Genomic DNA, 25,078 nt, shown 5'->3' on the forward strand with positions numbered 1-25,078 from the left:
GTCAGGACCGCCGGGGATCAGGTGGGGAGCGTGCTCAGGGGGTGAGGCCCTTGCCGCGCAGCCAGGCCAGCGGGTCGATGCCGCTCGCGCTGCCGTCGGGGTGCACCTCGAGGTGCAGGTGGGCGCCGGTCACGTTGCCCGTGGCGCCGACGCGGCCGATGACGTCACCGGTGTTGACCTTCTGGCCGACGCTGACGCTGATCGAGGACTGGTGGGCGAACCAGATCTCGGTGCCGTCGTCCAGGGTCAGCTCGGTCTTGTAGCCGTAGGAGCCGTCCCAGCCGGCGAAGGTGATCGTGCCGGAGTGGACGGCCTTGATCAGGGTGCCGGTCGGCGCGGCGAAGTCGAGGCCCGTGTGGTGCCCCGACGACCAGTAGGCGCCGGCCTCACCGAAGGTGGAGGTCAGGGTGTACGAGGAGGTCGGCAGCGTGTACTGCTTGGCCAGCTCGGCGAGACGCTCGGCCTCGGCCTTCTTGCGGGCCTCCTCCTCGGCGGCGGCCTTCGCCTCGGCGGCCTTCTCCTTCGCTTCCTTCTCCGCCTTGGCGGCCGCCTCGGCGACCTCCTTCTCGGCGGCGGCGACGGCGGCCGCGGCGGCCTTGCTGTCGACCTGGTCCTGCTGGAACTCGGCCTGGGCGATGATCCGGCTGCGCAGTGCCTCACCGGCGTCGGAGCCGCTCTGCGCGGTCTCCTGGCCGGTCTCGCCCATGGTGCTGAGGGCGGTGGCGGTGTCGTCCGCGGCGGAGTCGTCGCCGGAGATCAGGGGCAGGTCGGGCAGGGTGATGGCGACCGGCGGCTTGCCGCTCTGCGCGGTGGCCATGCCGCCCGCGCCGACGGCCGCTATGACGCCGACGCCGAGAACCGTGGAGCTGCGGGCGAGTCCCCCGCCGCGCTGCTTGGAGACGCGGTGCCTGCCGCGGACGGGACGGAGGGAGTCCGCGGTGGGGTTCCACTCCTCGAAGGGGCCCTCGTCGGTGCGGTCGTAGCCGAAGGTGTCGGCGGTGCGCTGACCGGGTACGAACGAGGCATGCGGGGCAGGACGGTTCGACGCCACGTGGGCGTACTCCTTTCCTTCCTTCTCGCCTACCGGGTTAGCTGACGGGTTCGGAGCAGGAAGGTCTCCTACGCGCGTATACGTGCCGTGTTGCCACGGTGGTATCCGCGCGATTCACCCCAAGGTGGTGGTTCCCCGGTTCCTTCGCAGGATTCGGCGCGTGCGCACGGAGCCGCCTCTTGTGACGGCTGGGACGACCGCGCTGCGTTATCGAACGTTAATAGACGCGGGGTACGGATTCCAAGCCGTTCCTCTTGATCATTAACGAATTCCGCCGGGACTTACGGGCCATGAGCGGTCCAAATCGGGCGAGTTGACTTCCCCGCCACACCCCCATGACTGATGACGGTGTGTCAGTTGTTATGCGGAGGGGGTTCGCGCGATCACGTTCCGTGAGAACGGCGGAGACGCCCCGCGAACCTGGGGGACGGCCGGAAAACACTCAGGGCCGGAACTGATGAGTTCCGGCCCTGAGCCTTCAGTAGCGGGGACAGGATTTGAACCTGCGACCTCTGGGTTATGAGCCCAGCGAGCTACCGAGCTGCTCCACCCCGCGGCGATGTGTCCATAGTACGCCATCGCGGGGGCCCGCCGCACACGCCTTTCCGCAGGCCCCGGCCGCGGGGGCCTCGCCGGGCGGGCGTCAGGGCGCCAGGTGGGCGTTGGGGGCCGCCGCCCGGGCCGCGTACTCGGGCAGCACCAGGACGTCCACGCCCGCGGCGGCGAGCATCCCGCTGCCGTCGGCGTCCGTGACGAAGGTGTCCGGCTCGCGCCAGGCCGTGACCACCCGGCGCACCCCGGCCGCCAGGATCAGCCGGGCGCAGGGCGTGGGCCGCGAGGCGCGGTGGGTGCAGGGCTCCAGGCTGCTGTAGACGGTGGCGCCGGCCAGCCTCGGGTCGCCGGGCGCGATCTTGGCGAGGGCCGCCTCCTCGGCGTGCACGACGGGGTCGCCGGCCTCCCGGGAGTGGCCCCGCGCCAGCTCGGTGCCGTCCGCGGCGACCACGACCGCGCCGACGCTGAACGCGGTGGGCGAGGGCGGGCACTCGGCGGCCAGGTCGCAGGCGAGGGCAAGCCAGTGCCGGTCGGCGGCGGCGGGGAGGACACCGGTGCCGGGGGCGGTCGGCTCGTAGCGCATGAGCACCACGTCCTCGATGCGCCGGGTCTCCACCAGCCGCAGCCGGCCCTCCTGGTATCCGCCGGGCCCGAAGAGCCGGGGCGCCCGGGGGTCGCCCACGAACAGCGGGGCGAGCACGAGCTGCAGCTCGTCGGCGAGCCCCTGGCGCAGCAGCTGCGTGTGGACGGTGCCGCCGCCCTCGACCATCAGCCGCTCGACACCGCGCGCCTCGCGCAGGTGGGTCAGCAGGGCCCGCCAGTCCAGGTCGTCGCCGAGGGCGACGACGTCGGCGGCGACGGGGTCCTCCCGCAGCCGCCGGGCGCCCTTCTCCGTCGTGTAGACGACCTTCTCGCCGCCGGTGTGCCAGAAGTTCGCCGCCGGGTCCAGCTCGCCGGACGCGCTGACGGTGACCTTCAGCGGGTACGCGGGCCTGCCCTGGGCGGTGCGGGCGGCCCGGCGCTCGGCCGAGTTCACAAGCAGCCGGGGGTTGTCCGCCCGGATGGTGCCGGCGCCGACGAGGATGGCGTCCACGGAGGCCCGCACCTCGTCGACCCGGTCGAAGTCGGCCGGGCCGGACAGCAGCAGCCGGTCGGGGCCGGTGTCGTCGAGGTAGCCGTCGAGGGAGACGGCGGCGGACAGCAGGACGTAGGGGTACGACGGCATCGGCAGCGCTCTCCCGCTCGGTGGATCGGGGCTGGTTTCGACGGGGCTTGGTTCAAGTTTGAAACAAACCTACACTGGGCACATGACGACTCGCTGGCTCACCCCCGAGGAGCAGCGCGCCTGGCGCGCCTACATCGCCGCCGTCGCGCTCGTGGAGGACGCGCTGGACCGGCAGCTCCAGCAGGAGGCCGGCATGCCCCATCTGTATTACTCCATTCTCGCCACCCTGTCCGACGCCCCGGAACACCGGCTGCGCATGACCGATCTCGCCGAGCGGCTGAAGATCACCCGCAGCCGGCTGACGTACGGCGTCTCGCGGCTGGAGAAGGACGGGCTCGTGCGGCGCGAGGACTGTCCCGTGGACAAGCGGGGCAGCGTCGCGGCGCTCACGGACGAGGGGATGCGGCTCCTGGAGCAGGCGGCGCCCGGGCATGTGGACACCGTACGGTCGATGATCTTCGACCGGCTCTCCCCGGAGCAGGTCGGGCAACTGGAGGAGATCTTCACGGCGATCGGCTCGGGCCTCCAGGGCGACTGCGGTCACGCCACGGGCGACGAGGTGCCCTGGCGCAGGCGCGCCTCCAAGCTCTGTTCGTGACGGACACCGCGGGGACGGGTGACACGGAGTCATTGCTTCAAACTTAAAGCACGGGGTAGGGTCGGTCTCCCGAGCTGCTTCAAATCTGAAGCAGAAAGCCGCACGGAACCCGGAGACCCGCATGCCCGACTCCCCCGCAGCCGCCACCCAGCGCGCCCGTGTCCGGGTCCCGCTGCGCTTCCCCGACGGCTACACCGCCGACGCCGAACTGGTCACCTTCCACGGCCTGGCCGACGGCCTGGAACACGTGGCCGTCGTCCTCCGCACCCCCGAGCCCGGCACGACCCCCCTGGTCCGCCTCCACTCCGAGTGCCTGACCGGCGACGTCTTCGGCTCGGCCCGCTGCGACTGCGGCCCCCAGCTGCGCGAGGCCGTCGAGCGCATCGCCGAGCAGGGCGGCGTCCTGCTGTACCTGCGCCAGGAGGGCCGCGGCATCGGCCTCTACAACAAGCTGGACGCCTACGCCCTCCAGGACGAGGGCCTCGACACCTACGCCGCCAACGCCGCGCTCGGTCTGCCCGAGGACGCCCGCGACTACACGGCGGCCGCCCAGATGCTGACCGCCCTCGGCATCGGCGAACTGGACCTGCTCTCCAACAACCCCGACAAGGCCGACCAGTTGCGCACCCTCGGCATCACGGTCCACCACCGCGTCCCCACCGGCGTCTTCGCCACCCCCGACAACGTCCGCTACCTGCGCGCGAAGGTCCTCCAGACCCAGCACACGCTGCCGCTGGGGGATCTGACGGCGAGCCCGGCATGAACCGGCCGAAGACGCTAGGGGAGTCCGGCAATCCGGGAGCCGTGCCAGGCGATGCCGTTGACGCTGTCGGTGTGGCCGGACAGCAGCGTCGACTCACCCGTGTCCAGGTCCCAGACGCGGGCCGTACGGACTTCGTCGCCCACGGCGAGGCGCCGGCTGTCGGGAGACCATGCGACACAGCTCAGCTTCTCCCCGCAGTCCGGTCGCTTCCACAACGCCCCCGCACCGGCCGTCACGGCGTCGGCCACGGCCGAGACGACGACATGCCGGTCCTCCGACACCGATGCGAGCAACTGTCCGTCGGGCGACCAGGCCAACGACTGCACACGGCTTCCGCCGCCATCGGGAGCGAGGACGGCGGGATCAGCGGGCCGCGAGCACATCCGCTGACGCATGGCTCGCGCGGTGGCGTCGAAACGACGCAGCGCCCGACCCGGCCGAAGCCGACTCAGGCGCTGCGCAGCGGTTCGGAGGGCATGTCCCCCGACCACCACCGGTAGGCCCTGTGGGACTCGAACCCACAACCAATGGATTAAAAGTCCACTGCTCTGCCAATTGAGCTAAGGGCCCAGGCGTGGTGCCACACCGAGCATAGCCGCACGTGGCCGCCGAGCCGATCGGGTATCGGGGTGACGGCCCTGTCGCCGGGGTGGGCGCGCCCGCCGGGCGGGGGCGCCCACGCCCGTGCGGCGGGGCGTCAGAAGAGGCCCTTGTAGCCCTTCCAGCCGCTCGCGATCTTCACCCGCGAGCCGAACGAGCCCTTGCCGTTGCCGGTGTTGCGGTAGAGGTTGCCCGCGCTGTCCCGGGACACCAGGTCGTTGCGGCCGTCGCCGGTGATGTCCCCGACGCCGACGATCGCGTTGTACGAGCCGCCCCAGTCGCTGAAGACCTTCACCCGGTCCTTCAGCTTCCCGTCGCCGCGGCCGTCGTACCGCCACAGCGTCCCGGCCTTGTCCCGGGCGAGCACGTCGCCGTGCCCGTCGCCGGTCAGGTCGCCCGCGCCGACGATCTTCGTGTAGCCGGTCCACGCCGAGCGGATCTTCACGCCCGCCTTCAGCTTCCCGGCGCCGTCGTTCGCGAAGACGTAGATGTCCTTCGTGGACGCCTTGCGGGCCAGCAGGTCGACCCGGCCGTCCCCGGTCAGGTCGCCGGGCGCGGTGAGGACGTCGTACGCGTTCCAGCCCGTCCCGAGGGACGTGTGGCTGCTCGACGGGGTGTACGAGGCACCGCACTTGCCGGCGTACCGGCGCAGCTCGCCGTTCGGCATGCGCACCAGCATCTCGGCGCACCGGTCCTTGCCCATGTCGCCGAAGGGCACGGCCACGGTGCCGGAGGGCCAGCCGGACGCGGACCGCTTGAAGTCGAAGGTGCCCTTGCCCTCGGTGTACTGGAGGGTCAGCCCGCCGGAGGAGTTGAGCGTGACCAGCTCGCCGTAGCGGTAGCCGCCCTGGTCGTGGTGGCCCTGCAGGCCGCCGGCGTACCCGAGCTTCCCACTCGTGCTGTATCCGGCGCCGCCCTCCTCGGGGGTGGCCGTCAGGGTCCACGTCTTGCGGCCGTTGTAGAGGAAGGCCCCGGTGTCGGACTTCAGGTCCCACTCCACGTCGGCCGAGGCGCCGCCGCCCTTGATCGTGCGCTCGACGCGGCCCTGGTCGTCCTTCACGGTGAAGGTCCAGTGCGCGGGCCGGTTGAACTGCCAGAAGCTGGCCCAGTAGGGCACTCCGGCCTTGTCGGACGGATCCACGGTGTCACCGGCGACATCCGACTCGATCTTCGTCAGCGCCTGCGCCGGGACCCCGCTCTGCACGATCCGGATCGCCTTGTCCGGGCCGACATAGGCGATGTCGCCGCCGAACTTGTCCACCGTCCAGGACAGCCGCCGCTGGTCGGCCGTCGTCCCGGCGGGCAGGTCCGCGACCGCGCGCTCGGGCGCCGCCGTCCCCGTGTGATAGTCCGTCAGCATCAGCTTTCCGGCCGTACGGTCGTGCCGGACGAAGTAGCCGTCGCCGACCAGGACCGGTCCGGAGGGCACCTTCACGGTCTTCTTCGCCGTACGGTCGTACACGCCCGCCGCGCCCGTCGGCCCGCAGTTCCAGTAGACCCAGCGGCCGACGACCTGGAGCTCCTTGACCGTGCAGGGCGCGCCCGTGGCGAGGGTCTGGTAGGTCTTCCTCGTCTCCAGGTCGTACCCCGTGACCACGCCGTCGCCCGTGCCGGGCGTCCACAGGATCGATCCCCACACGGAGGCGGCGGTGACGGCACGGGTGCGCCGCACGTCCTGCGTCCGGTGGGCGGCCACCGCGTCGACGTACTGCTTGCCGGTACCGGCGGCGTCGTACACGTAGTAGCGGCCGGTGGCGTCGACGAAGCGGGCCCCGGTCACCGCCGGTTCGTGCGTGCCGCTCAGCGTGGTCTCGGTGAGGCGGAGCTGCGCGACCTGCTGCCCGGCACTGGTCTGCAGGAAGTAGCCGACCGCGCCGTCGCCGGTGGAGCGCATCGGCACACAGCCGCGCGGCCCGGCCTCGCACGGCACCCGCTGGATGTGGCTGCCGTCCGCGAACGGGTCGGCGTAGCCCCGGTTGGTCTTCTCCAGCACCGTGGAGCCGTCCGCCGCGACACGGCGGCCGATCACCCACTGGTAGCCGCTGGGCGTGTTCTCGACGGTGGTCAGGAAGCCACCCGCGTAGTCGATCCCCCAGACGCCGTCCGTCTGGATCGGCGTCGGTGCGGTGTCGGCGGTCGCCGTCCCCGCCGTGGTCAGCGTGCCGGCGCCGAGGGCGGCCAGGCACGCGAGAGTCGTGGTGATCCGGGCACGCCGGGCCAAGGGTCCCTCCCCAGGGAAAAGGGCGCAGGCATGGTGACGGCCGTACGCAGACCCCCCGGCCGCGTCCACTCATGACATGCACATCAAAGGCAGGGGATCTTAACAGCGGTCACCCAGGTAGCGGAACGCCGAAGGGCCCGTACGACATGAGTCGTACGGGCCCTTCGGTGATCAGCCGATGTCAGCCGTTGCGCTTCCAGCGCGGCTTGTCGTCACGGCGCCCGAAGGAGGAGCCGGTGCCCCGGTGGTCGTCACGACGGCCGTAGGGACGCTCGTGGCCGCCGGAGCGGAAGCCCGGACGGTCGTCACGGCGGTCACGGTTGAACGGGCGGTCGCTGCCCCGGTGGCCACCGCGCTCGTCACGGCGCTCGAAGGAACGGCCGGCACCGCGGTCGTCCCGGCGGAAGCCGCCACGGTCGTCACGGCGCTCGAAGGAACGGCCACCGCGGTCGTCACGACGGTCACGGTTGAACGGACGGTCGCCACCCCGGTCGCCCCGGTCGCCCCGGTCGTCGCGGCGGAACCCGCCACGGTCGCCGCCGCGGTCGTCACGACGCTCGAAGGAACGGCCACCGCGGTCGTCACGACGGTCACGGTTGAACGGACGGTCGCCACCCCGGTCGCCCCGGTCGCCCCGGTCGTCGCGGCGGAACCCGCCACGGTCGTCACGGCGCTCGAAGCCACGGTCGCGGTCACGGTCCCGGTTGAAGCCACCGCGGTCGTCGCGGCGCTCGAAGGAACGCCCGCCCCGGTCACGGTCGAAGGACCGCTCACGGTCGCGGTTGAACCCGCCACGGTCACGGCGCTCGTACGGCGCCGGGGCCTCCGCGCGCTCGGCCCGGTCCACGTCCTGCGCGGCCGGCTGCTCGGGCACCGACACCTCGACGGCCTCGACCGCCGCCGCCTGCGCCTCGGCCACCGCGGCCTCGGGGTCGTCCCCACGCTCACGGGCGACCCGGGCGACCAGACGGTCGGCCTCCTCGCGCAGCTCGGCGGCACGGCGCTGCGCCCGCTCCAGCTGCTTGGTGAGCTGGGCGACCTCACGCTCGGCCTGCTGCGCGGCGTTGCCCGCCGACTCGGCCTGGACCTCGGTCATCGACCGGGCGCCGGTGATCTCGGCGACCTCCGGGTCGAAGGCGGCACCGCCCTGGATGATGTGGCGCGAGGCGTCCACGCCCGCGTCCTCCATCAGACGGAAGATCTGACGCCGCTGGTGCGGCAGCGAGAGGGAGACGACCGTGCCGGTACGGCCGGCACGCGCGGTACGGCCCGCGCGGTGCAGGTAGTCCTTGTGGTCGCCGGCCGGGTCGACGTTCAGCACCAGGTCGATGCCGTCGACGTGGATGCCGCGCGCGGCGACGTCGGTGGCGACGAGCGCGTTGACGTAGCCGTCCTTGAAGTCGGCCAGCGTCCGGGTGCGGGCGCCCTGCGTCATGCCGCCGTGCAGCGCGTCGGCCTTCACACCGGCGTCGCGCAGCTGCTCGGCGATGCGGTCGGCGCCCAGCTGGGTGCGCACGAAGATGATCGTGCGGCCCTTGCGGGAGGCGATCGCGGCGGTGACCGGCGCCTTGTCCTTGGGCTTCACGATCAGGATGTGGTGCGACATGGTCGTGACGTTGCCCTGGGCGCTGTCGACCTCGTGCGTGACGGGGTTGCTCAGGTAGCGCTTGACCAGCGTGGAGATCTCGTTCTCCATCGTGGCGGAGAACAGCATCCGCTGGCCGCCCGCCGGGACCTGGTCGAGCAGCTCGGTGACCTCGGGCAGGAAGCCCAGGTCGGACATCTGGTCGGCCTCGTCGAGGACGGCGACCTCGACGTTCTCCAGGGAGCAGGCGCCGCGGTTGATGATGTCGCGCAGCCGGCCCGGGGTGGCGACGAGGACGTCGACGCCGCGCTCCAGCGCGTAGATCTGGTTGCCCATGGACGTACCGCCACAGACGACCTTCATCTTCAGGCCGAGGACGTCGCCGTAGGGCTGGAGGGCGTCCGCCACCTGCATGGCGAGCTCACGGGTCGGGGTCAGGATGACCGCGCGCGGCTTGTGCTTCTCGGTGCGGCCGCCGGACAGGCGCGCCAGCGTCGGCAGGCCGAACGACAGCGTCTTGCCGGAGCCGGTGCGGCCGCGGCCGAGGATGTCCTTGCCGGCCAGGGCGTCCGGGATGGTCGCGGCCTGGATCGGGAAGGGCGTGGTCACGCCGTTCTGCGCGAGCTTGCGCACGACGCCCTCGGGGAGACCGAGGTCCGCGAAGGTGACCGTGGGGGTCTCCTCGACGACGGGCTCGTTCTCGCCGTTCTCGGGCACGACGACGTGATCAGTACTGGAAATGGACATGCGTATGCGAAACCTTCCGGAGTCTCGTCGGCACGCGCCCGTCAACTCCGTGATTCGCAATAAGACCGCCTCAATGCGGTCAGCCACGGCAAGGGAGAGTACGCGCCACACGGCGCGCTCTGTGGTGGCGCCGGGCAAATGGGATCAAACGATCTACCACCATACGCACCCCTCACCCCCCAAGGCAAACCGACCGTCAACCATGTAGGCAACGTCACTCCCCGTCGGTCCCCCACCGCACTGTCCCTAGACGGGCGCCTGCGCCGCCGGAGCGGGTTCGCGCCGCACCATCTGCGGTGCCGTCTCCTCGTGCGCCGACGACGACGGCTCGGCGGTCGGAGGCGTCGGCGCCGGGGGCGACGGCTCCTGCGTCGGCGTGGGCTCGGGCTCCGCCGTCCGGGTGGGCTCCGGATCGGCCGGACGCGTGGGACCCGGCCCGTCGGTCCGGCCCGGCTGCTCGGGACGGCCCCCGGCCGGCCGCGACGCGCTCGCCCCGGCGGACGGCGAGTCCGACGGATCCGCCGACTCGCGCCCGTTCTTCCCCTCGCCCTTGCCCTTCCGCTTCCCCCGCTTGCCGTCCACGTCCGCGTGCGGCCCGAACCCGGACCCGGGCCCCGCCCCCGCGGGCCCCCCGTCGGGCGCCTCGCCCCCGCGCTGCCCGGCGGAGTGCGACGGCTTGGCCTTCCCCCCGCCGCCGTCGTCACCGACGCTCATACAGCCGGCGACGGCGGCCACGGCCACGGCCGCCGCGGCCAGTCGGACAGGTACGTACAGAGGGCGCACGCGAGCCACCTCCAGGGGCGGGCGAAGAAGTCAACCTGCCCAACTCCCCCCGCCCACAAGAGGACACGCGCCCCGCCCACCCCCCACCGGGCCACCCCTCACCCGTACCCGAGGGCATGCAGCCGCTCGTCGTCGATCCCGAAGTGGTGGGCGATCTCGTGAACCACGGTCACCTCGGTTTCCTCGACGACCTCCTCCCGCGAGGCGCACATCCGCAGCGTCGGCCCCCGGTAGATCGTGATGCGGTCGGGGAGCACCCCGGCATACCACTCGCCCCGCTCGGTCAGCGGCGTCCCCTCGTACAGCCCGAGCAGCTCCGGGTCGTCGGCGGGCGGCTCGTCCTCGACGAACACCGCGACGTTGTCCATCAGCCGCGTCAGCTCCGGGGGGATCCGGTCCAGCGCCTCGGCGACCAGTTCCTCGAACTCCTCGCGCGTCATCTCCAGCACAGCCCCATTGTCGGGCACGGCACCTCCCCCCGAGGAGCCGCCGGCCGCCCCGCATATCCGGCGACGGACTTGGGCATACGGCACCAATGGCCCGCGTCCCCGCGATCATGAAAGTTCTCGGACACCTCCCCAGGGCACCACGCGCCCTCGCCGACCGCCACGCCGCCCGCCGGGCGCGCACCGAACCCGAGCTCGCCGCCCGGCCGAATCCCTGGACGCGAGCCCTCGGTCTCGTCGCCGTCGTCCTCGTCGGTGCCTGGCTCGGCCTGCTCGTCGTGGGCAACGTCCGGGTGCCGGTCGGCCCGATGAACACCACGATGACGCTGCGGCCCTCCCTCACCGGCGGCACGAAGATCAACGTGTCGCCGCTCGGCGCGCTCCAGTTCAGCAGCCACGTCGCCCCGGTCCGGCTGGACGTCAACGTCGACCAGCTCGACCCCGAGCGCGCCCAGGCCCTCGTCGACCACCCCGAGCGTCTCTCCGGCCTCCAGGAGGAGGTGACGCGGGACGTCAGCGACGGCACCCTCGACCTGGCCCTGCGCAGTGTCGTCGCCGTCGTCACCGGCGCCACCGCGCTGGGCCTCGTCGTGTACCGGCGCCCGCGCCGCGCCCTGGCCGCCGGCGGGCTCGCCCTCACCCTGCTGGCCGCGTCCGGCGGGACGGCGTACGCGACCTGGAACCCGGAGTCCGTCCTGGAGCCGAAGTTCTCCGGGCTGCTGTCCTCCGCCCCGTCGCTGGTGGGCGACGCGCGCAGCATCGTCACCGAATTCGACGTGTACCAGAAGGAGTTGGCGCGTCTGGTCACCAACGTGACCAAGCTCTACGACGCCACGTCGACGCTCCCCGCGTACGCCCCGGACCCGAGCACCATCCGTGTCCTGCACGTCTCCGACATCCATCTCAACCCGGCGAGCTGGAAGATCATCGCCTCGCTGGTGGCGCAGTACAAGGTCGACGTGATCGTCGACTCGGGCGACACCATGGACCACGGCACGGCCGCCGAGAACGGCTTCCTCGACCCGATCGAGGACCTGGGCGCTCCCTACGTCTGGGTGCGCGGCAACCACGACTCCCAGGTCACCCAGCGCTATCTGGAGGGCCTGAAGCACGTCCACGTCCTCGACGACGGCGAGGCCGTGACCCTCCGGGGACTGCGGTTCGCCGGGGTCGGCGACCCCCAGTTCACCCCCGACCGCTCCCAGGCCCCCGGCGGCGACGCGGCGAACGAACTCGCCGGTGCCCGGCTCGCCTCCGCCCTGCGCGACCAGAAGGCCGCCGGCACCCCCGTGGACGTGGCGGTCGCCCATGAGCCGGTCGCGGCCCGCCAGGCGGACGGCGAGGTGCCGCTGGCCCTGGCCGGTCACATCCACCAGGAGAAGACCGAGGTGCTGCCGTACGGCACCCGGCTGCGGGTCGAGGGCTCCACCGGGGGCAGCGGGCTGCGCGCGGTCGAGGGCAAGCACCCCGACCCCATCCAGACGTCGATCCTCTACTTCGACCGCGACACCCGGCGTCTCCAGGCGTGGGACGAGATCGAGCTCGGCGGCCTGGGGCTGACCACCGCGGAGGTGCGCCGGCACCTGGTGGAGGAGAACCAGCCGGGCGCCCCGGACGGCGAGAGCGCGTCGCCGAGTGCCGGGGTCGGCGCGAGCCCGTAAACCGTTTTGGCGATACCTCCCGCCATCCCATATGCTTCTCACGTCCCCGACGCGCTGAGAAGCGCCCAGGCGGGCCGATAGCCCTCATCGTCTAGCGGCCTAGGACGCCGCCCTTTCAAGGCGGTAGCACGGGTTCGAATCCCGTTGGGGGCACGCAGTACGGTGTGCGACACTGTTGCACGCATCGCAAGGTCCTGTGGAGCAGTTTGGAGTGCTCGCCACCCTGTCAAGGTGGAGGCCGCGGGTTCAAATCCCGTCAGGACCGCAGTGAAGGTCGCAAGACCCTCACGGCTGGGTAGCTCAGTTGGTACGAGCGATCGCCTGAAAAGCGATAGGTCGCCGGTTCGACCCCGGCCCCAGCCACAGAGGAAGCCCCCGTCGAGTGATCGGCGGGGGCTTCGCCGTTCCCGCCGGGACGAGAGCCGCGACAAAAGCGTTCGCCAGGAATTTCGGCGGGATGAGATCCTGGATCGCGTATGTCCACGCACCCCGCCCCCGCCCTCGGCGCCCTCGCCCCCCGTCTGACCGAGCTGTCGCTGCGTGACGCGCAGCGCCTCGGCCGGCGGCTGGAGGGCGCGCGCAAGATCCGTAAGCCCGAGGCCCGGGCCGCCGTGCTCGCCGAGATCGAGGCGGAGATCGCCAAGGGCGAGGAGCGCGTCGCCGCGCGGCGCGCCCGCGTGCCCGCGGTCTCCTACCCGCAGCAGCTCCCGGTCAGCCAGAAGAAGGACGAGATCGCCGCGGCGATCCGCGACCACCAGGTCGTGATCGTCGCCGGTGAGACCGGTTCCGGCAAGACGACGCAGATCCCGAAGATCTGCCTGGAGCTGGGCCGCGGTGTGCGCGGCATGATCGGGCACACGCAGCCCCGCCGGATCGCCGCGCGCACGGTCGCCGAGCGGGTGGCGGAGGAGCTGGACACCCCGCTGGGCGAGGCGGTCGGCTGGAAGGTGCGGTTCACCGACCAGGTGAACCCGGAGGGCACCTTCGTCAAGCTGATGACGGACGGCATCCTGCTCGCCGAGATCCAGACGGACCGCGAGCTGCGCGCCTACGACACGATCATCATCGACGAGGCCCACGAGCGGTCCCTCAACATCGACTTCCTGCTGGGGTATCTCGCCCAGCTGCTGCCGAAGCGGCCGGACCTCAAGGTCGTCATCACGTCGGCGACCATCGACCCGGAGCGGTTCTCGCGGCATTTCGGCGACGCCCCGATCGTCGAGGTCAGCGGCCGTACGTACCCGGTGGAGGTGCGGTACCGGCCGTTGCTGGAGGAGGACTCCGAGGACGCGGACCGCGATCAGATCACGGCGATCACGGACGCGGTCGAGGAGCTGATGGGCGAGGGGAAGGGCGACATCCTCGTCTTCCTCTCCGGTGAGCGGGAGATCCGGGACACCGCGGACGCGCTGGAGAAGAAGAAATACCGCTTCACCGAGGTGCTGCCGCTGTACGCGCGGCTCTCGCACGCCGAGCAGCACCGGGTGTTCCAGCCGCACACCGGGCGCAGGATCGTTCTGGCGACCAATGTCGCCGAGACGTCGCTGACGGTTCCGGGCATCAAGTACGTCATCGATCCCGGCTTCGCCCGGATCAGCCGGTACAGCCACCGCACCAAGGTGCAGCGGCTGCCGATCGAGCCGATCTCGCAGGCCAGCGCCAATCAGCGCAAGGGCCGCTGCGGCCGTACGTCCGACGGTGTGTGCATCCGGCTGTACTCCGAGGACGACTTCCTGGCCCGGCCGGAGTTCACGGACGCGGAGATCCTGCGCACCAACCTGGCGTCCGTCATCCTGCAGATGACCGCGGCGGGCCTCGGCGACATCGAGAAGTTCCCGTTCATCGACCCGCCGGACCACCGCAACATCCGCGACGGCGTCCAGCTCCTGCAGGAGCTGGGGGCGTTGGACCCGGCGCAGAAGGACCCCCGCAAGCGGCTCACGGAGACGGGCCGCAAGCTCGCCCAGCTCCCGGTGGACCCGCGGCTGGCCCGGATGGTCCTGGAGGCCGACCGCAACGGCTGTGTCCGGGAGGTCATGGTCATAGCGGCGGCGCTGTCCATCCAGGACCCGCGCGAGCGCCCGGCGGACAAGCAGGCGCAGGCCGACCAGCAGCACGCCCGGTTCAAGGACGAGACGAGCGACTTCCTCGCCTATCTGAACCTGTGGCGCTACATCCGTGAGCAGCAGCGGGAGCGCGGCTCGTCGTCGTTCCGCCGGATGTGCAAGCAGGAGTACCTGAACTTCCTGCGGATCCGTGAGTGGCAGGACATCTACACGCAGCTGCGGACCGTGGCGAAGCAGATGGGCATCCATCTGAGCGAGGACGACGCGCCGGCGGACCGTATCCACGTCTCCCTCCTGGCCGGTCTGCTCTCCCACATCGGGATGAAGGACGTGAAGGAGTCCAAGGACTCCGCTCCGGGGGCGCGCAAGGACGGCGGGCGCAACGAGTATCTGGGCGCCCGCAACGCCAAGTTCGCGATCTTCCCCGGCTCCGCGCTGTTCCGGAAGCCGCCGCGGTTCGTGATGTCGGCCGAGCTGGTGGAGACGTCCCGGCTGTGGGCGCGGGTCAACGCGAAGATCGAGCCGGAGTGGGTGGAGCCGCTCGCCGGGCACCTGCTGAAGCGCACGTACAGCGAACCGCACTGGGAGAAGGACCAGGCGGCCGTGATGGCGTACGAGAAGGTCACGCTGTACGGCGTCCCGATCGTGGCGCAGCGCAAGGTGAACTACGGCCGGATCGACCCGGAGGTCAGCCGGGAGCTGTTCATCCGCAACGCGCTGGTGGAGGGCGACTGGCGTACGCACCACAAGTTCTTCGCCGACAACCGCCGGCTGCTCAGCGAGGTCGAGGAGCTGGAGCACCGCGCCCGGCGCCGGGACATCGTCGTCGACGACGAGACGCTGTTCGACTTCTACGACGAGAAGGTCCCCGAGCACGTCGTGTCGGGGGCGCACTTCGACTCGTGGTGGAAGCGCAAGCGGCAGGAGCAGCCCGACTTCCTGGACTTCGAGCGGGAGATGCTCATCCGGGAGTCGGCGGAGGCGGTCACGAAGGCCGACTATCCGGACTCGTGGCGGCAGGGGCAGCTGAAGTTCCGGGTGACCTACCAGTTCGAGCCGGGCGCGGACGCGGACGGTGTGACCGTCCACATCCCGCTGCAGGTGCTGAACCAGGTCACCGCGGAGGGCTTCGACTGGCAGATCCCGGGTCTGCGCGAGGAGTTGGTGACGGAGCTGATCCGTTCCCTGCCGAAGCCGATCCGCCGCAACTACGTGCCGGCGCCGAACTTCGCGAAGCGGTTCCTGGACACGGCGGTCCCCGGGCAGGAACCGCTGACGGTGACGATGGCCCGCGAGCTGAAGCGGATGGTCGGGGTGCCGTTCACCGCGGACGACTTCGACTGGGCGAAGGTGCCCGAGCATCTGCGGATCACGTTCCGCATCGTCGACGAGCGGCGCCGCAAGCTGGCCGAGGACAAGGACCTGGAGGCGCTGCAGCTGCGCCTGAAGCCGAAGGCGCGCAAGGCGCTCTCGCAGGCCGCCGCGGCGACCGCGTCCCGGCAGGGCGGGGAGTCGCTGGAGCGTTCGGGTCTGGCGGACTGGACGATCGGCTCGCTCACCCGGGTCTTCGAGACGCGGCGGGCCGGGCAGCCGGTGAAGGCGTACCCGGCGCTCGTGGACGACGGCGACACGGTCTCCGTGCGGTTGTTCGACACGGAGGCGGAGCAGCAGCAGGCGATGTGGAAGGGCACCCGGCGGCTGATCCTGCGCAACATCCCGGTCAACCCGGCGAAGTTCGCGAGCGAAAAGCTGACGAACGCTCAGAAGCTGGGTCTGTCGGCGAATCCGCACGGCTCGATCCAGGCGCTGTTCGACGACTGCGCCATGGCGGCGGCGGACAAGCTGATCGGTGACTTCGGCGGCCCCGCGTGGGACGAGGAGTCGTACCGGAAGCTGTACGACAAGGTGCGCGCGGAGATCGTGGACACGACGGTCCGCGCGGTGGGGCAGGTGCAGCAGGTGCTGGCCGCCTGGCAGGCCGCCGAGCGGCGGCTGAAGGGCGTGCGCAGCCCGGCCCTGCTGCCGAACCTCGCGGATGTGCGGGCCCAGCTCGACGCCCTCGTGAAGCCCGGTTTCGTGACCGAGGCGGGGCTGCGCCGGCTGCCCGACCTGATGCGCTATCTGATCGCGGTGGACCGCCGGCTGCAGCAGATGCCGACGAACGTTCAGCGCGACACGACGCGCATGGAGAAGGTCCACGAGATGCGGGACGAGTACGCCTGGCTGCTGGAGCAGATGCCGCAGGGCCGCCCGGTGCCGCAGGCGGTGCTGGACGTCCGCTGGATGCTGGAGGAGCTGCGGGTCAGCTATTTCGCGCACGCGCTGGGGACGGCGTATCCGATCTCCGACAAGCGGATCGTGAAGGCGATCGACGCGCTGGCGCCGTGACGGACCGCGCACGGAGGGTGAGTTCGACCCGGGGCTCACCCTCCTGTACAGTCTCTTCTCGCAGCGCAACGCACGAATGGCGCCGCAAAACCTGGTCCTGTGGAGCAGTTTGGAGTGCTCGCCACCCTGTCAAGGTGGAGGCCGCGGGTTCAAATCCCGTCAGGACCGCAAGTTAAGGCCCGTCCCCGTCGAGGGGGCGGGCCTTTCGCATGCCTGCCGCACAGCTTCCGGAGGCGCCCCCCAGGGGGCTTGCGCGGAGGTCTTCCACCGGCGCGTACGGTCCGCGCCCTCCCTCTCCGCGCCCTCTGGGCCGCTCTGGAGGGCCCGGAGGGACGCGGGGGGCTTCTGGGGCGGTGTCGGCCCCGCGGGCCCTCCACACCGCCTTGACGGAGTCACATTCGCTCGGTACCCAGATCTCAGGGCCCTTTTCGGCTGGCCCCCGGTGGAGGTGGCGTATGGCGGCATCGACCAGGCACGAGACGCGGGCTCTCCTCCGCGCGCACCTGTCGGCCGCCTCCTCCTACCGACATCTGACCCGGCACTGTCCGATCTGCCACCGGCTGCTGCGGCTGGCCCTCGACAGCGGACCGGGCACTCCCGCCGCCCCCGGCGCCCTCCGTGACTCCGGGGCGTCCGACACGCCGGGCACCCCCCGGCCGGCCGCGGACGAGGTGACGCCGGAGGAGACGCCGTCCCCGGCCTGACCGCGCCCGTCGTCAACTCCGGTCACGGCAGCGGCTTCTGGAACGCGGGACTCCCTTTAGCGCACATACGCCAGAGGCAACAAGCACCTCGGCATGTGACGGGTGTCACCGCATGAGTTTCCGGGACCCCGGAACTTACACCCCGCCTACAACAGGTCAATTTAATATGTGCAATTGCACCAGGTTCCAGGGGTCGCGCCGGCCGCTCCAGGGGCCTGTCCGGGGCCGCTCGCACAGGCGATCCGACAGCGCTCCCCAGACTTCGACAAGGCCACGCACAGCCCCACGGGCGGGCGCGCGGGGGCGCACAAAAAAGATCGCGCTGGACCCGGCGGAGTCCAGCGCGATCTACGACGCACCCTTGTTGCGTGCCTGAAGTGCTCTGACGGCTTGGGCGAGGGCTCTGTTGGGGCAGAACCCGCGTCGCTTGGAGCTAGGTCCGGGCGCCGCGGCGAGTTGGGGGAACCGCCGGTTTGCCCGGTTCTGCGAGAGTTCAGGCCTCGCTGCGCTGCTGCGGAATGCCCGCGAGCAGAGCGCGGACCTCAGCCTCGCGGTAGCGGCGGTGTCCGCCGAGCGTACGGATGGAAGTGAGCTTCCCGGCCTTCGCCCACCGCGTGACCGTCTTGGGGTCGACGCGGAACATCGTGGCGACCTCAGCCGGGGTCAGCAGCGGCTCGGCATCAGGGGTGCGAGCGGTCATGAGCGGCCTCCTCGGGAGAACCGAACCTTCTCGGTTCTTTCCTCTAAATTCTGCACCTTGACCCGCGTTGCCCGAAATGGCGGACGCGAGTCGAGTCGGTTATAGGACGAACGGCTTGTCCTCGGCACTACAACTACACCATCTGTCCAGCCGCGTCGGCCAAACCGATGGAATTGCCCCTCCAGGTGTTCATCAGCGACGGAAGCCGATGGACCATGCCATAGCGGACAGTCACGCCACTGTGACGATCAGTCACAGTGGCGTGCAGGAGTCCCAAGACCCCCCAAAGCGTGCAATGTCGAGACGGAGTCCTCCCCGGACTCCTTGTCCTATTTTGGCACGAGGGGGGGTTAGGGACGCAAGGGCCGTGTACGTGCGGTCCATCACGCTTGGACGAGTTGGCTGGATCCAGTGGCATACGTCCAGATCGCGCCTTACGTCCTTTGTTGACGAAACATCAGGTACTCAGACCGAGCACGAAACCCCAAAACGGGCGGATCGTCAAACGTCAGTTCGTTACAAACGGGATGCCACCTGCCACCTCTTGGCCTGGACCGTGTGCTACGTCACACTGCCCGCCGCGCGGAGGAGCTCAGTTGGCGGACCGCCGGTCCCGCACCGACCGCCAGCGCTCCACGAGACGCCCGTACGCCTCCCCGGCCGCCGCGCCGTCGCCCTGCCGCAGCGCCTCGATGCCCTCGGCCACGTCCGCCGCCGAGTGGTCGTCCTCCAGCTCACCGGCCGGCAGCGCGTGCACCAGGCCGCCGTAGTCCAGTTCCACCAGCGAACGCGGGTGGAACTCCTCCAGCCAGCGGCCCACGTCCAGCAGCCCGTCGATGAGCGGGCCCTCGTCGATGGTCTCCTTCAGCGTCCGCAGGGCCCGCGCCACCCGGCGCCGGGCCTCCACCATCGGCGTCCGGTACCGCAGCATCGGGGGCACGTCGCCGGAGCCCTTGTCGAAGCGCCGCTCCCTGTCCGACACCAGCACGAACCAGTGCAGCGGCACCTGCCACGTCGAGGTGCGGATCCACGGCCGCGCGTCCGGGTTGCGGGCCAGCCAGCGCTCGTAGTCCTGCGCCGCCTGCCGCCGGACGACCTCCGGCAGGACCGCGTCCAGCACCGGCTTGGGCAGCTCGTCGCCCAGCTCCCCCAGCGCCTGCCAGCCCCGCAGCCGGGTGCGCCACGGGCACACGCACACCACCCCGTCCACCTCCAGCACGAAGGCGTCGCTGCTCTCGTGCACCGGCACCGGCACCGGCGGCGTGGGCAGCAAGTCGGCCAGGGAGCGGCGCAGTTCGTCCTGGTACGAGGGACGGTCGGGGCGGCGGGCGTACCGGGTCCAGTGGCCTCGTTCCGGCTCGGGGAAGGCGGCCAGTGGCTCGTACACCCGCAGGTAGGTCGTATACGGGACGATCACCGAGGACACCTTGGGCACGCCTGCTCCCTCCCCCTCCGTCTGCCGGGAAAACCTGTGGCGCCCGCCCGGGGGACGGGAGCGGGAAATCCATGCAAATCGTCGCACGGCTGTACTCCGGGAGGAGGTGATCCCCGGCACCGCGGGTTCAGGGGGCGTCCGGAGGTCTAATCTCATGCTCGGGCACCCGCCACCGTCCCCACACCGCGCCACAAGCGCGGGGGACCCCCAGGGGGCTCCGCTCCGATCGCCGCCCGTACTCAGGAGTCACCACAGTGACCGACGTAACACACGGCGTCCTGCACACCCTGTTCCACTCGGACCAGGGGGGTCATGAGCAAGTTGTGCTCTGTCAGGACCGCGCCAGCGGCCTCAAGGCCGTCATCGCCATCCACTCCACCGCCCTGGGCCCCGCCCTCGGCGGTACGCGCTTCTACCCGTACGCGACCGAGGAGGAGGCCGTCGCCGACGCCCTGAACCTCGCGCGCGGGATGTCGTACAAGAACGCCATGGCCGGGCTCGACCACGGCGGCGGGAAGGCCGTGATCATCGGTGATCCGGCCCGGATCAAGACGGAGGAGCTGCTGCTGGCCTACGGCCGGTTCGTGGCCTCCCTGGGCGGCCGCTACGTCACCGCGTGCGACGTCGGCACGTATGTGGCCGACATGGACGTGGTGGCGCGCGAGAACCGCTGGACGACCGGGCGCTCCCCGGAGAACGGCGGCGCCGGCGACTCCTCGGTGCTCACGGCCTTCGGCGTCTACCAGGGCATGCGCGCCTCCGCGCAGCACCGCTGGGGCGACCCGTCGCTGCGGGACCGCACGGTCGGGATCGCGGGCGTCGGCAAGGTCGGGCACATCCTGGTCGAGCACCTGGTGGCCGAGGGCGCCAAGGTCGTGATCACGGACGTGCGCGAGGACGCCGTCGGACGGATCGTCGCGGCCCACCCGGGCTCCGTGACGGCCGTCGCCGACACCGCGACCCTGATCCGGGTCGAGGGCCTCGACATCTACGCGCCCTGCGCGCTCGGCGGGGCCCTGAACGACGACACCGTGCCGGTGCTGACCGCGGGGATCGTGTGCGGCGCCGCCAACAACCAGCTCGCCCATCCGGGTGTCGAGAAGGACCTCGCCGACCGCGGGATCCTCTACGCGCCCGACTACGTGGTGAACGCCGGCGGGGTCATCCAGGTCGCCGACGAGCTGCACGGGTTCGACTTCGACCGGTGCAAGGTGAAGGCGGCGAAGATCTTCGACACCACGCTGGCGATATTCGCACGTGCGAAGGCCGACGGGATTCCGCCGGCCGCCGCGGCCGACCGGATCGCCGAGCAGCGGATCGCGGAGGGGCGCGAGGCCCGCGCGGGCCGCTGATCCGGCGCGCCCGGGGCGGGGCCGGTCCGACGGCCCCGCCCCGGGCGGTACCCGCGGGTGGGCGGTTGGAGAGAACTCTCACTTCTACCGGCGGGTCGACCGCCCATAAGTGGTTAAAATCGCGGTTGACCAGCGAGGAAAGGGCACCTCGAAGGTCCTGGGCAGACGCGCGTGCTGCGGGCGACGTACCGTATGGGCGCGGGCTCAGGTACCGTGGAAGCCCTACGGATCGGCCTCTCCATGGAGAGTCCGTTCCGGATCATGAACGCGTGTCAGACTCTGGGGCCGTCGAGCCCCGTCACCGAGGGGGTCGAGCCATGGGGCGCGGCCGGGCCAAGGCCAAGCAGACGAAGGTCGCCCGCCAGCTGAAGTACAACAGCGGTGGGACGGACCTTTCACGTCTGGCCAGTGAACTGGGCGCATCGACTTCGAGCCAGCCGCCGAACGGCGAGCCGTTCGAGGACGATGAGGATGACGAGGACGATCTCTACTCTCGATACGCCGACCTCTATGAGGACGACGACGAGGACGAAGACGACGGTCCCTCTTCACAACACCGTCGCGGCGCTTGACCATGCAGTGAGCACTCACCCGGTCGGTGGCTCTGCCACCGGCCGGGTTCTGTGCTGTCCTCAGGTCCGCACCGCTCCGACCGCGGAGTCTCAGACCGCGTAGTCGCCGACCAGCTCCGCGCCGGTCGTGTGCTCGCCGCGGTCCGTGATCTCGCCGGTCACCCAGGCGTCGACGCCGCGGTCGTCCAGCGTGGCCAGAGCCGCGTCGACCGACTCCGCCGGCACGATCGCCATCATGCCGACGCCCATGTTCAGCGTCTTCTCCAGCTCCAGGCGCTCGACCCGTCCGGTCCTGCCGACGAGGTCGAAGACGGGAGCCGGGGTCCAGGTGGACCGGTCGACGAGCGCGTGGAGTGTGTCGGGGATCACCCGGGCCAGGTTGGCGGCCAGACCGCCACCGGTGATGTGGCTGAAGGCGTGCACCTCGGTCGTCCGGGTCAGCGCCAGGCAGTCCAGCGAGTAGATCTTCGTGGGCTCCAGCAGCTCCTCGCCGAGCGTGCGGCCGAACTCCTCGATCCGGGCGTCCAGCGCGAGACCGGCCTGGTTCAGCAGGACGTGCCGCACCAGCGAGTACCCGTTCGAGTGAAGGCCGGAGGCCGCCATGGCGATCACGGCGTCACCCTTACGGATGCGATCCGCGCCGAGCAGCCGGTCGGCCTCCACGACGCCCGTGCCGGCGCCGGCGACGTCGAAGTCGTGCTCGCCCAGCAGGCCCGGGTGCTCGGCCGTCTCACCACCGACCAGGGCGCAGCCGGCGAGCACACAGCCCTCGGCGATGCCCTTGACGATCGAGGCGACCCGCTCGGGGTGGACCTTGCCGACGCAGATGTAGTCGGTCATGAACAGCGGCTCGGCACCGCACACCACGATGTCGTCCATGACCATGGCGACCAGGTCGTGCCCGATCGTGTCGTAGACGCCCATCTGGCGCGCGATGTCGACCTTGGTGCCGACGCCGTCCGTGGCGGACGCGAGGAGGGGACGCTCGTACCGCTTGAGGGCGGAGGCGTCGAAGAGTCCGGCGAAGCCGCCGAGGCCGCCGAGGACCTCGGGGCGCTGGGCCTTCTTCACCCACTCCTTCATCAGCTCGACCGCGCGGTCACCCGCCTCGATGTCGACGCCCGCCGCCGCGTAGGAGGCACCGCTGGTGCCCGTCGCCGGAGGCGACTGATCTGACACAGGAGACATTGCCTGGGATCTTTCGGTTGGGAACTACGGGGCTTACGGGCGACGGATCGCGTCGGCGGCAGCCGTGGCGGCCGTACCGGCCGCGAGCTCGGTCTCCAGGAGCTGCTTGCCGAGCAGCTCCGGGTCCGGGAGGTCCATCGGGTACTCGCCGTCGAAGCAGGCGCGGCACAGGTTCGGCTTGGCGATGGTGGTCGCCTCGATCATGCCGTCGATGGAGATGTACGACAGGGAGTCGGCGCCCAGCGAGGTGCCGATCTCCTCGATCGTCATGCCGTTGGCGATGAGCTCGGCGCGGGTGGCGAAGTCGATGCCGAAGAAGCACGGCCACTTCACCGGCGGCGAGGAGATCCGGATGTGGACCTCGGCGGCGCCGGCCTCGCGGAGCATGCGGACCAGGGCGCGCTGGGTGTTGCCGCGCACGATCGAGTCGTCGACGACGACCAGGCGCTTGCCCTTGATGACTTCCTTGAGCGGGTTCAGCTTCAGGCGGATGCCGAGCTGGCGGATGGTCTGCGAGGGCTGGATGAAGGTCCGGCCGACGTAGGCGTTCTTCACCAGGCCGGCGCCGAACGGGATGCCGCTCGCCTCCGCGTACCCGATGGCGGCCGGGGTGCCCGACTCCGGGGTCGCTATGACGAGGTCGGCCTCGACCGGGGCCTCCTTCGCCAGCTTGCGGCCCATCTCCACGCGGGAGAGGTACACGTTGCGGCCGGCGATGTCGGTGTCGGGGCGGGCCAGGTACACGTACTCGAAGACACAGCCCTTGGGCTTCGCTTCCGCGAATCGGGAGCTGCGCAGGCCGTTCTCGTCGATGGCGACGAACTCGCCCGGCTCAATCTCGCGGACGTAGCTGGCGCCGACGATGTCGAGGGCCGCGCTCTCGGAGGCGGCGACCCAGCCGCGCTCGAGCCGGCCGAGGACCAGCGGGCGGATGCCCTGCGGGTCGCGGGCGGCGTAGAGGGTGTGCTCGTCCATGAAGACGAGGCTGAAGGCGCCCTGCACCTGCGGAAGGACCTCGTGGGCCGCCTCCTCGATGGTGAGCGGCTTGCCGTCGTCGTCGACCTGGGCCGCGAGCAGCGCGGTCAGCAGGTCGGTGTCGTTGGTCGCCGCGACGCGCGGGGACCGGCCGCCCTCCTGCTTGGGCAGGTCGGCGACCATCTCGGCGAGCTGGGCGGTGTTGACGAGGTTGCCGTTGTGGCCGAGCGCGATGGAGCCGTGCCCGGTGGCACGGAACGTCGGCTGGGCGTTCTCCCACACGGAGGCGCCGGTGGTCGAGTAGCGGGCGTGTCCGACCGCGATGTGACCCTGGAGCGAACCGAGCGAGGTCTCGTCGAAGACCTGGGACACGAGGCCCATGTCCTTGAAGACGAGGATCTGGGAGCCGTTGCTGACCGCGATTCCCGCGGATTCCTGGCCCCGATGCTGGAGGGCGTAGAGCCCGAAGTACGTGAGCTTTGCGACCTCTTCGCCCGGAGCCCAGACACCGAAGACGCCACACGCGTCCTGGGGGCCTTTCTCGCCGGGGAGCAGATCGTGATTGAGTCGACCGTCACCACGTGGCACGTCCCCGAGTGTAGGCGAGGTCGACCACTGGTCCGAATTGGGGATGCGCGGCCGTAAAGGATCACTTGCCGGCGGTCGCGCGGACGGTCTCGCCGTTTTCGCTGGTCAGCGTGAGGGTCTGGCCGTCGACGCGGTATTTCACGGTGCTGTCGAAGAGCCCCAGGAGCTTCTTCTCCGCTGTCATGAGTGAGGTGTCGCACATCATTCGGGTGGTGGACGCCGTGCCGAGCGTGATACTGCCGTCGCGGACCGTCGCGGTGGCCTTCACGCGGTTGCAGCCGAGGCTTCCGCCGACCTGGCCGGTCTTCGGGTCGAAGGTGAGGTGGGCCCGGCCGTCGGCGTCCGGGCTGGTGACGGTCCACTCGGTGCCCTTGAGCGGGGCCGCCTCGCTCCGGGTGAGCGCCACGCGGTCGCCGTCCTTCGTGGTGAGGGTGAGCTTGTCGCCGTCCTTCCCGGTGGTCAGGTCGCCGTCGGCGAGGGTGCGGGCGAGGGTCTGCTCGAAGCCGGCGGGGACGCCGTCGCAGGCCATCTCCGTCGACTGGATGCCGTCGAAGGAGACGTGTCCGTCGGCGAAGTCGGCGCGGGCGCCGAAGGCGTTGCAGCCGAGGTTCCCCTCGACCTTCCCGTCGCCGGAGATCCGCAGCCAGGCGCCGTCGGGGGCCGCCTTCTTCCGGCCGTCCACGGTCACCTGGTCGACGGCCCATCGGGCGTCGGAGAGGGACGCCCGCGCCCCGGCGCCGACGGATGAGCTGCCCGCGTCCTCACTGCCGCAGGCCGCGGCGAGCGGGATGAGGGTGAGGGCGGCGAGGGCGGGCAGTCGCCGCTGCCGCGTACCGGGTGTGCCGAGAGTGTCCATGCCGGTGGGACGGGAGGGACGG

Annotated in this window: 19 protein-coding genes, 6 tRNA genes and 1 riboswitch; of the genes, 11 read left to right on the forward strand and 14 right to left on the reverse strand. The window is 70.9% G+C overall.

Annotation, left to right across the window (positions count from 1 at the left end):
• Nucleotides 1-34: 34 nt before the first annotated feature.
• The 3 genes from F8R89_RS16900 to F8R89_RS16910 form a co-directional block, all read right to left on the reverse strand.
• Complete coding sequence (locus tag F8R89_RS16900; protein ID WP_151784766.1) at nt 35-1,051, reverse strand: M23 family metallopeptidase; 1,017 nt, start codon at nt 1,049-1,051, stop codon at nt 35-37.
• 11 nt (nt 1,052-1,062) lie between these two features.
• Nucleotides 1,063-1,220, reverse strand: a riboswitch (cyclic di-AMP (ydaO/yuaA leader).
• Nucleotides 1,221-1,533: 313 nt separating this feature from the next.
• Nucleotides 1,534-1,607 (reverse strand) — tRNA-Met (locus F8R89_RS16905).
• A gap of 87 nt (nt 1,608-1,694) precedes the next feature.
• Nucleotides 1,695-2,828 carry a dihydrofolate reductase family protein gene (locus F8R89_RS16910; RefSeq protein WP_151784767.1) on the reverse strand — a complete coding sequence of 378 codons (1,134 nt, stop codon included), beginning with the start codon at nt 2,826-2,828 and terminating at the stop codon, nt 1,695-1,697.
• A gap of 82 nt (nt 2,829-2,910) precedes the next feature.
• Here F8R89_RS16910 and F8R89_RS16915 point away from each other — a divergent pair, with 82 nt between their 5' ends.
• Together F8R89_RS16915 and F8R89_RS16920 are read left to right on the forward strand one after the other, a co-directional pair.
• Complete coding sequence (locus F8R89_RS16915) at nt 2,911-3,426, forward strand: MarR family winged helix-turn-helix transcriptional regulator (protein WP_151784768.1); 516 nt, start codon at nt 2,911-2,913, stop codon at nt 3,424-3,426.
• 121 nt (nt 3,427-3,547) lie between these two features.
• The gene (locus F8R89_RS16920; RefSeq protein ID WP_151784769.1) at nt 3,548-4,189 is read left to right on the forward strand and encodes a GTP cyclohydrolase II; all 642 of its coding nucleotides are present in this window, start codon (nt 3,548-3,550) and stop codon (nt 4,187-4,189) included.
• 14 nt (nt 4,190-4,203) lie between these two features.
• On the opposite strand, the gene F8R89_RS16925 is transcribed toward F8R89_RS16920, so the two are convergent.
• The 6 genes from F8R89_RS16925 to F8R89_RS16950 form a co-directional block, all read right to left on the reverse strand.
• Complete coding sequence (locus F8R89_RS16925; protein WP_192806149.1) at nt 4,204-4,515, reverse strand: hypothetical protein; 312 nt, start codon at nt 4,513-4,515, stop codon at nt 4,204-4,206.
• A 171-nt stretch (nt 4,516-4,686) separates the two neighbouring features.
• Nucleotides 4,687-4,759: transfer RNA gene (locus tag F8R89_RS16930), tRNA-Lys, on the reverse strand.
• A 127-nt stretch (nt 4,760-4,886) separates the two neighbouring features.
• A complete protein-coding gene (locus tag F8R89_RS16935) occupies nt 4,887-7,010 on the reverse strand; it encodes an FG-GAP repeat domain-containing protein (RefSeq protein WP_151784771.1) in 2,124 nt (707 codons plus the stop codon).
• Between the two features lie 181 nt (nt 7,011-7,191).
• Entirely contained in the window at nt 7,192-9,342 is a 2,151-nt protein-coding gene (locus tag F8R89_RS16940) for a DEAD/DEAH box helicase (RefSeq protein ID WP_151784772.1), read from the reverse strand.
• A 246-nt stretch (nt 9,343-9,588) separates the two neighbouring features.
• Nucleotides 9,589-10,125, reverse strand: a complete 537-nt coding sequence (locus F8R89_RS16945; RefSeq protein WP_151784773.1) for a hypothetical protein — start codon at nt 10,123-10,125, stop codon at nt 9,589-9,591.
• Between the two features lie 98 nt (nt 10,126-10,223).
• Entirely contained in the window at nt 10,224-10,574 is a 351-nt protein-coding gene (locus F8R89_RS16950; RefSeq protein ID WP_062673344.1) for a metallopeptidase family protein, read from the reverse strand.
• Nucleotides 10,575-10,660: 86 nt separating this feature from the next.
• Here F8R89_RS16950 and F8R89_RS16955 point away from each other — a divergent pair, with 86 nt between their 5' ends.
• The 7 genes from F8R89_RS16955 (at nt 10,661) to F8R89_RS16985 (ending at nt 17,390) form a co-directional block, all read left to right on the forward strand.
• On the forward strand, nt 10,661-12,232 hold the full coding sequence (locus F8R89_RS16955) for a metallophosphoesterase family protein (RefSeq protein WP_151784774.1): 1,572 nt from the start codon (nt 10,661-10,663) through the stop codon (nt 12,230-12,232).
• 80 nt (nt 12,233-12,312) lie between these two features.
• Nucleotides 12,313-12,385, forward strand: a tRNA-Glu gene (locus tag F8R89_RS16960).
• Between the two features lie 37 nt (nt 12,386-12,422).
• Nucleotides 12,423-12,497 (forward strand) — tRNA-Asp (locus F8R89_RS16965).
• A gap of 24 nt (nt 12,498-12,521) precedes the next feature.
• Nucleotides 12,522-12,595, forward strand: a tRNA-Phe gene (locus tag F8R89_RS16970).
• A gap of 113 nt (nt 12,596-12,708) precedes the next feature.
• Complete coding sequence (hrpA, locus tag F8R89_RS16975; RefSeq protein WP_151784775.1) at nt 12,709-16,686, forward strand: ATP-dependent RNA helicase HrpA; 3,978 nt, start codon at nt 12,709-12,711, stop codon at nt 16,684-16,686.
• Between the two features lie 93 nt (nt 16,687-16,779).
• A tRNA-Asp gene (locus tag F8R89_RS16980) sits at nt 16,780-16,854 on the forward strand.
• A gap of 287 nt (nt 16,855-17,141) precedes the next feature.
• Nucleotides 17,142-17,390 carry a DUF6274 family protein gene (locus tag F8R89_RS16985; RefSeq protein ID WP_151784776.1) on the forward strand — a complete coding sequence of 83 codons (249 nt, stop codon included), beginning with the start codon at nt 17,142-17,144 and terminating at the stop codon, nt 17,388-17,390.
• 493 nt (nt 17,391-17,883) lie between these two features.
• On the opposite strand, the gene bldC is transcribed toward F8R89_RS16985, so the two are convergent.
• Nucleotides 17,884-18,090 carry a developmental transcriptional regulator BldC gene (gene bldC / locus F8R89_RS16990; protein ID WP_003949541.1) on the reverse strand — a complete coding sequence of 69 codons (207 nt, stop codon included), beginning with the start codon at nt 18,088-18,090 and terminating at the stop codon, nt 17,884-17,886.
• Nucleotides 18,091-18,682: 592 nt separating this feature from the next.
• A complete protein-coding gene (locus tag F8R89_RS16995) occupies nt 18,683-19,525 on the reverse strand; it encodes a hypothetical protein (RefSeq protein WP_151784777.1) in 843 nt (280 codons plus the stop codon).
• Nucleotides 19,526-19,779: 254 nt separating this feature from the next.
• On the opposite strand from F8R89_RS16995, the gene F8R89_RS17000 reads away from it, so the two are divergent.
• Nucleotides 19,780-20,877: a Leu/Phe/Val dehydrogenase gene (locus F8R89_RS17000; protein WP_151784778.1), complete on the forward strand. Its 1,098-nt coding sequence runs from the start codon at nt 19,780-19,782 to the stop codon at nt 20,875-20,877.
• 317 nt (nt 20,878-21,194) lie between these two features.
• Nucleotides 21,195-21,449, forward strand: coding sequence for a DUF3073 domain-containing protein (locus tag F8R89_RS17005; protein WP_062673355.1), 255 nt, complete (start codon nt 21,195-21,197; stop codon nt 21,447-21,449).
• Between the two features lie 90 nt (nt 21,450-21,539).
• Here the strand turns inward: F8R89_RS17005 and purM are convergent, their stop codons facing one another.
• The 3 genes from purM to F8R89_RS17020 all read right to left on the reverse strand — a co-directional run bounded on the left by purM (nt 21,540) and on the right by F8R89_RS17020 (nt 25,056).
• The gene (purM, locus tag F8R89_RS17010) at nt 21,540-22,628 is read right to left on the reverse strand and encodes a phosphoribosylformylglycinamidine cyclo-ligase (protein WP_151784779.1); all 1,089 of its coding nucleotides are present in this window, start codon (nt 22,626-22,628) and stop codon (nt 21,540-21,542) included.
• 42 nt (nt 22,629-22,670) lie between these two features.
• Nucleotides 22,671-24,200 (reverse strand): amidophosphoribosyltransferase, encoded by a 1,530-nt coding sequence (gene purF, locus F8R89_RS17015; protein WP_151784780.1) that lies wholly within the window; start codon nt 24,198-24,200, stop codon nt 22,671-22,673.
• A 61-nt stretch (nt 24,201-24,261) separates the two neighbouring features.
• Nucleotides 24,262-25,056 carry an META domain-containing protein gene (locus F8R89_RS17020; RefSeq protein WP_151784781.1) on the reverse strand — a complete coding sequence of 265 codons (795 nt, stop codon included), beginning with the start codon at nt 25,054-25,056 and terminating at the stop codon, nt 24,262-24,264.
• Between the last annotated feature and the right edge of the window lie 22 nt (nt 25,057-25,078).

Source organism: Streptomyces sp. SS1-1 (genome assembly GCF_008973465.1).
Taxonomy (GTDB): domain Bacteria; phylum Actinomycetota; class Actinomycetes; order Streptomycetales; family Streptomycetaceae; genus Streptomyces.

Coding starts and splice junctions, on each gene's coding strand:
- F8R89_RS17005 (WP_062673355.1), top strand. CDS start 21,195: ATGGGGCGCGGCCGGGCCAAGGCCAAGCAGACGAAGGTCGCCCGCCAG.
- F8R89_RS17020 (WP_151784781.1), bottom strand. CDS start 25,056: ATGGACACTCTCGGCACACCCGGTACGCGGCAGCGGCGACTGCCCGCC.
- F8R89_RS16920 (WP_151784769.1), top strand. CDS start 3,548: ATGCCCGACTCCCCCGCAGCCGCCACCCAGCGCGCCCGTGTCCGGGTC.
- F8R89_RS16915 (WP_151784768.1), top strand. CDS start 2,911: ATGACGACTCGCTGGCTCACCCCCGAGGAGCAGCGCGCCTGGCGCGCC.
- F8R89_RS16955 (WP_151784774.1), top strand. CDS start 10,661: ATGGCCCGCGTCCCCGCGATCATGAAAGTTCTCGGACACCTCCCCAGG.
- F8R89_RS16940 (WP_151784772.1), bottom strand. CDS start 9,342: ATGTCCATTTCCAGTACTGATCACGTCGTCGTGCCCGAGAACGGCGAG.
- hrpA (WP_151784775.1), top strand. CDS start 12,709: ATGTCCACGCACCCCGCCCCCGCCCTCGGCGCCCTCGCCCCCCGTCTG.
- F8R89_RS16910 (WP_151784767.1), bottom strand. CDS start 2,828: ATGCCGTCGTACCCCTACGTCCTGCTGTCCGCCGCCGTCTCCCTCGAC.
- bldC (WP_003949541.1), bottom strand. CDS start 18,090: ATGACCGCTCGCACCCCTGATGCCGAGCCGCTGCTGACCCCGGCTGAG.
- F8R89_RS16985 (WP_151784776.1), top strand. CDS start 17,142: ATGGCGGCATCGACCAGGCACGAGACGCGGGCTCTCCTCCGCGCGCAC.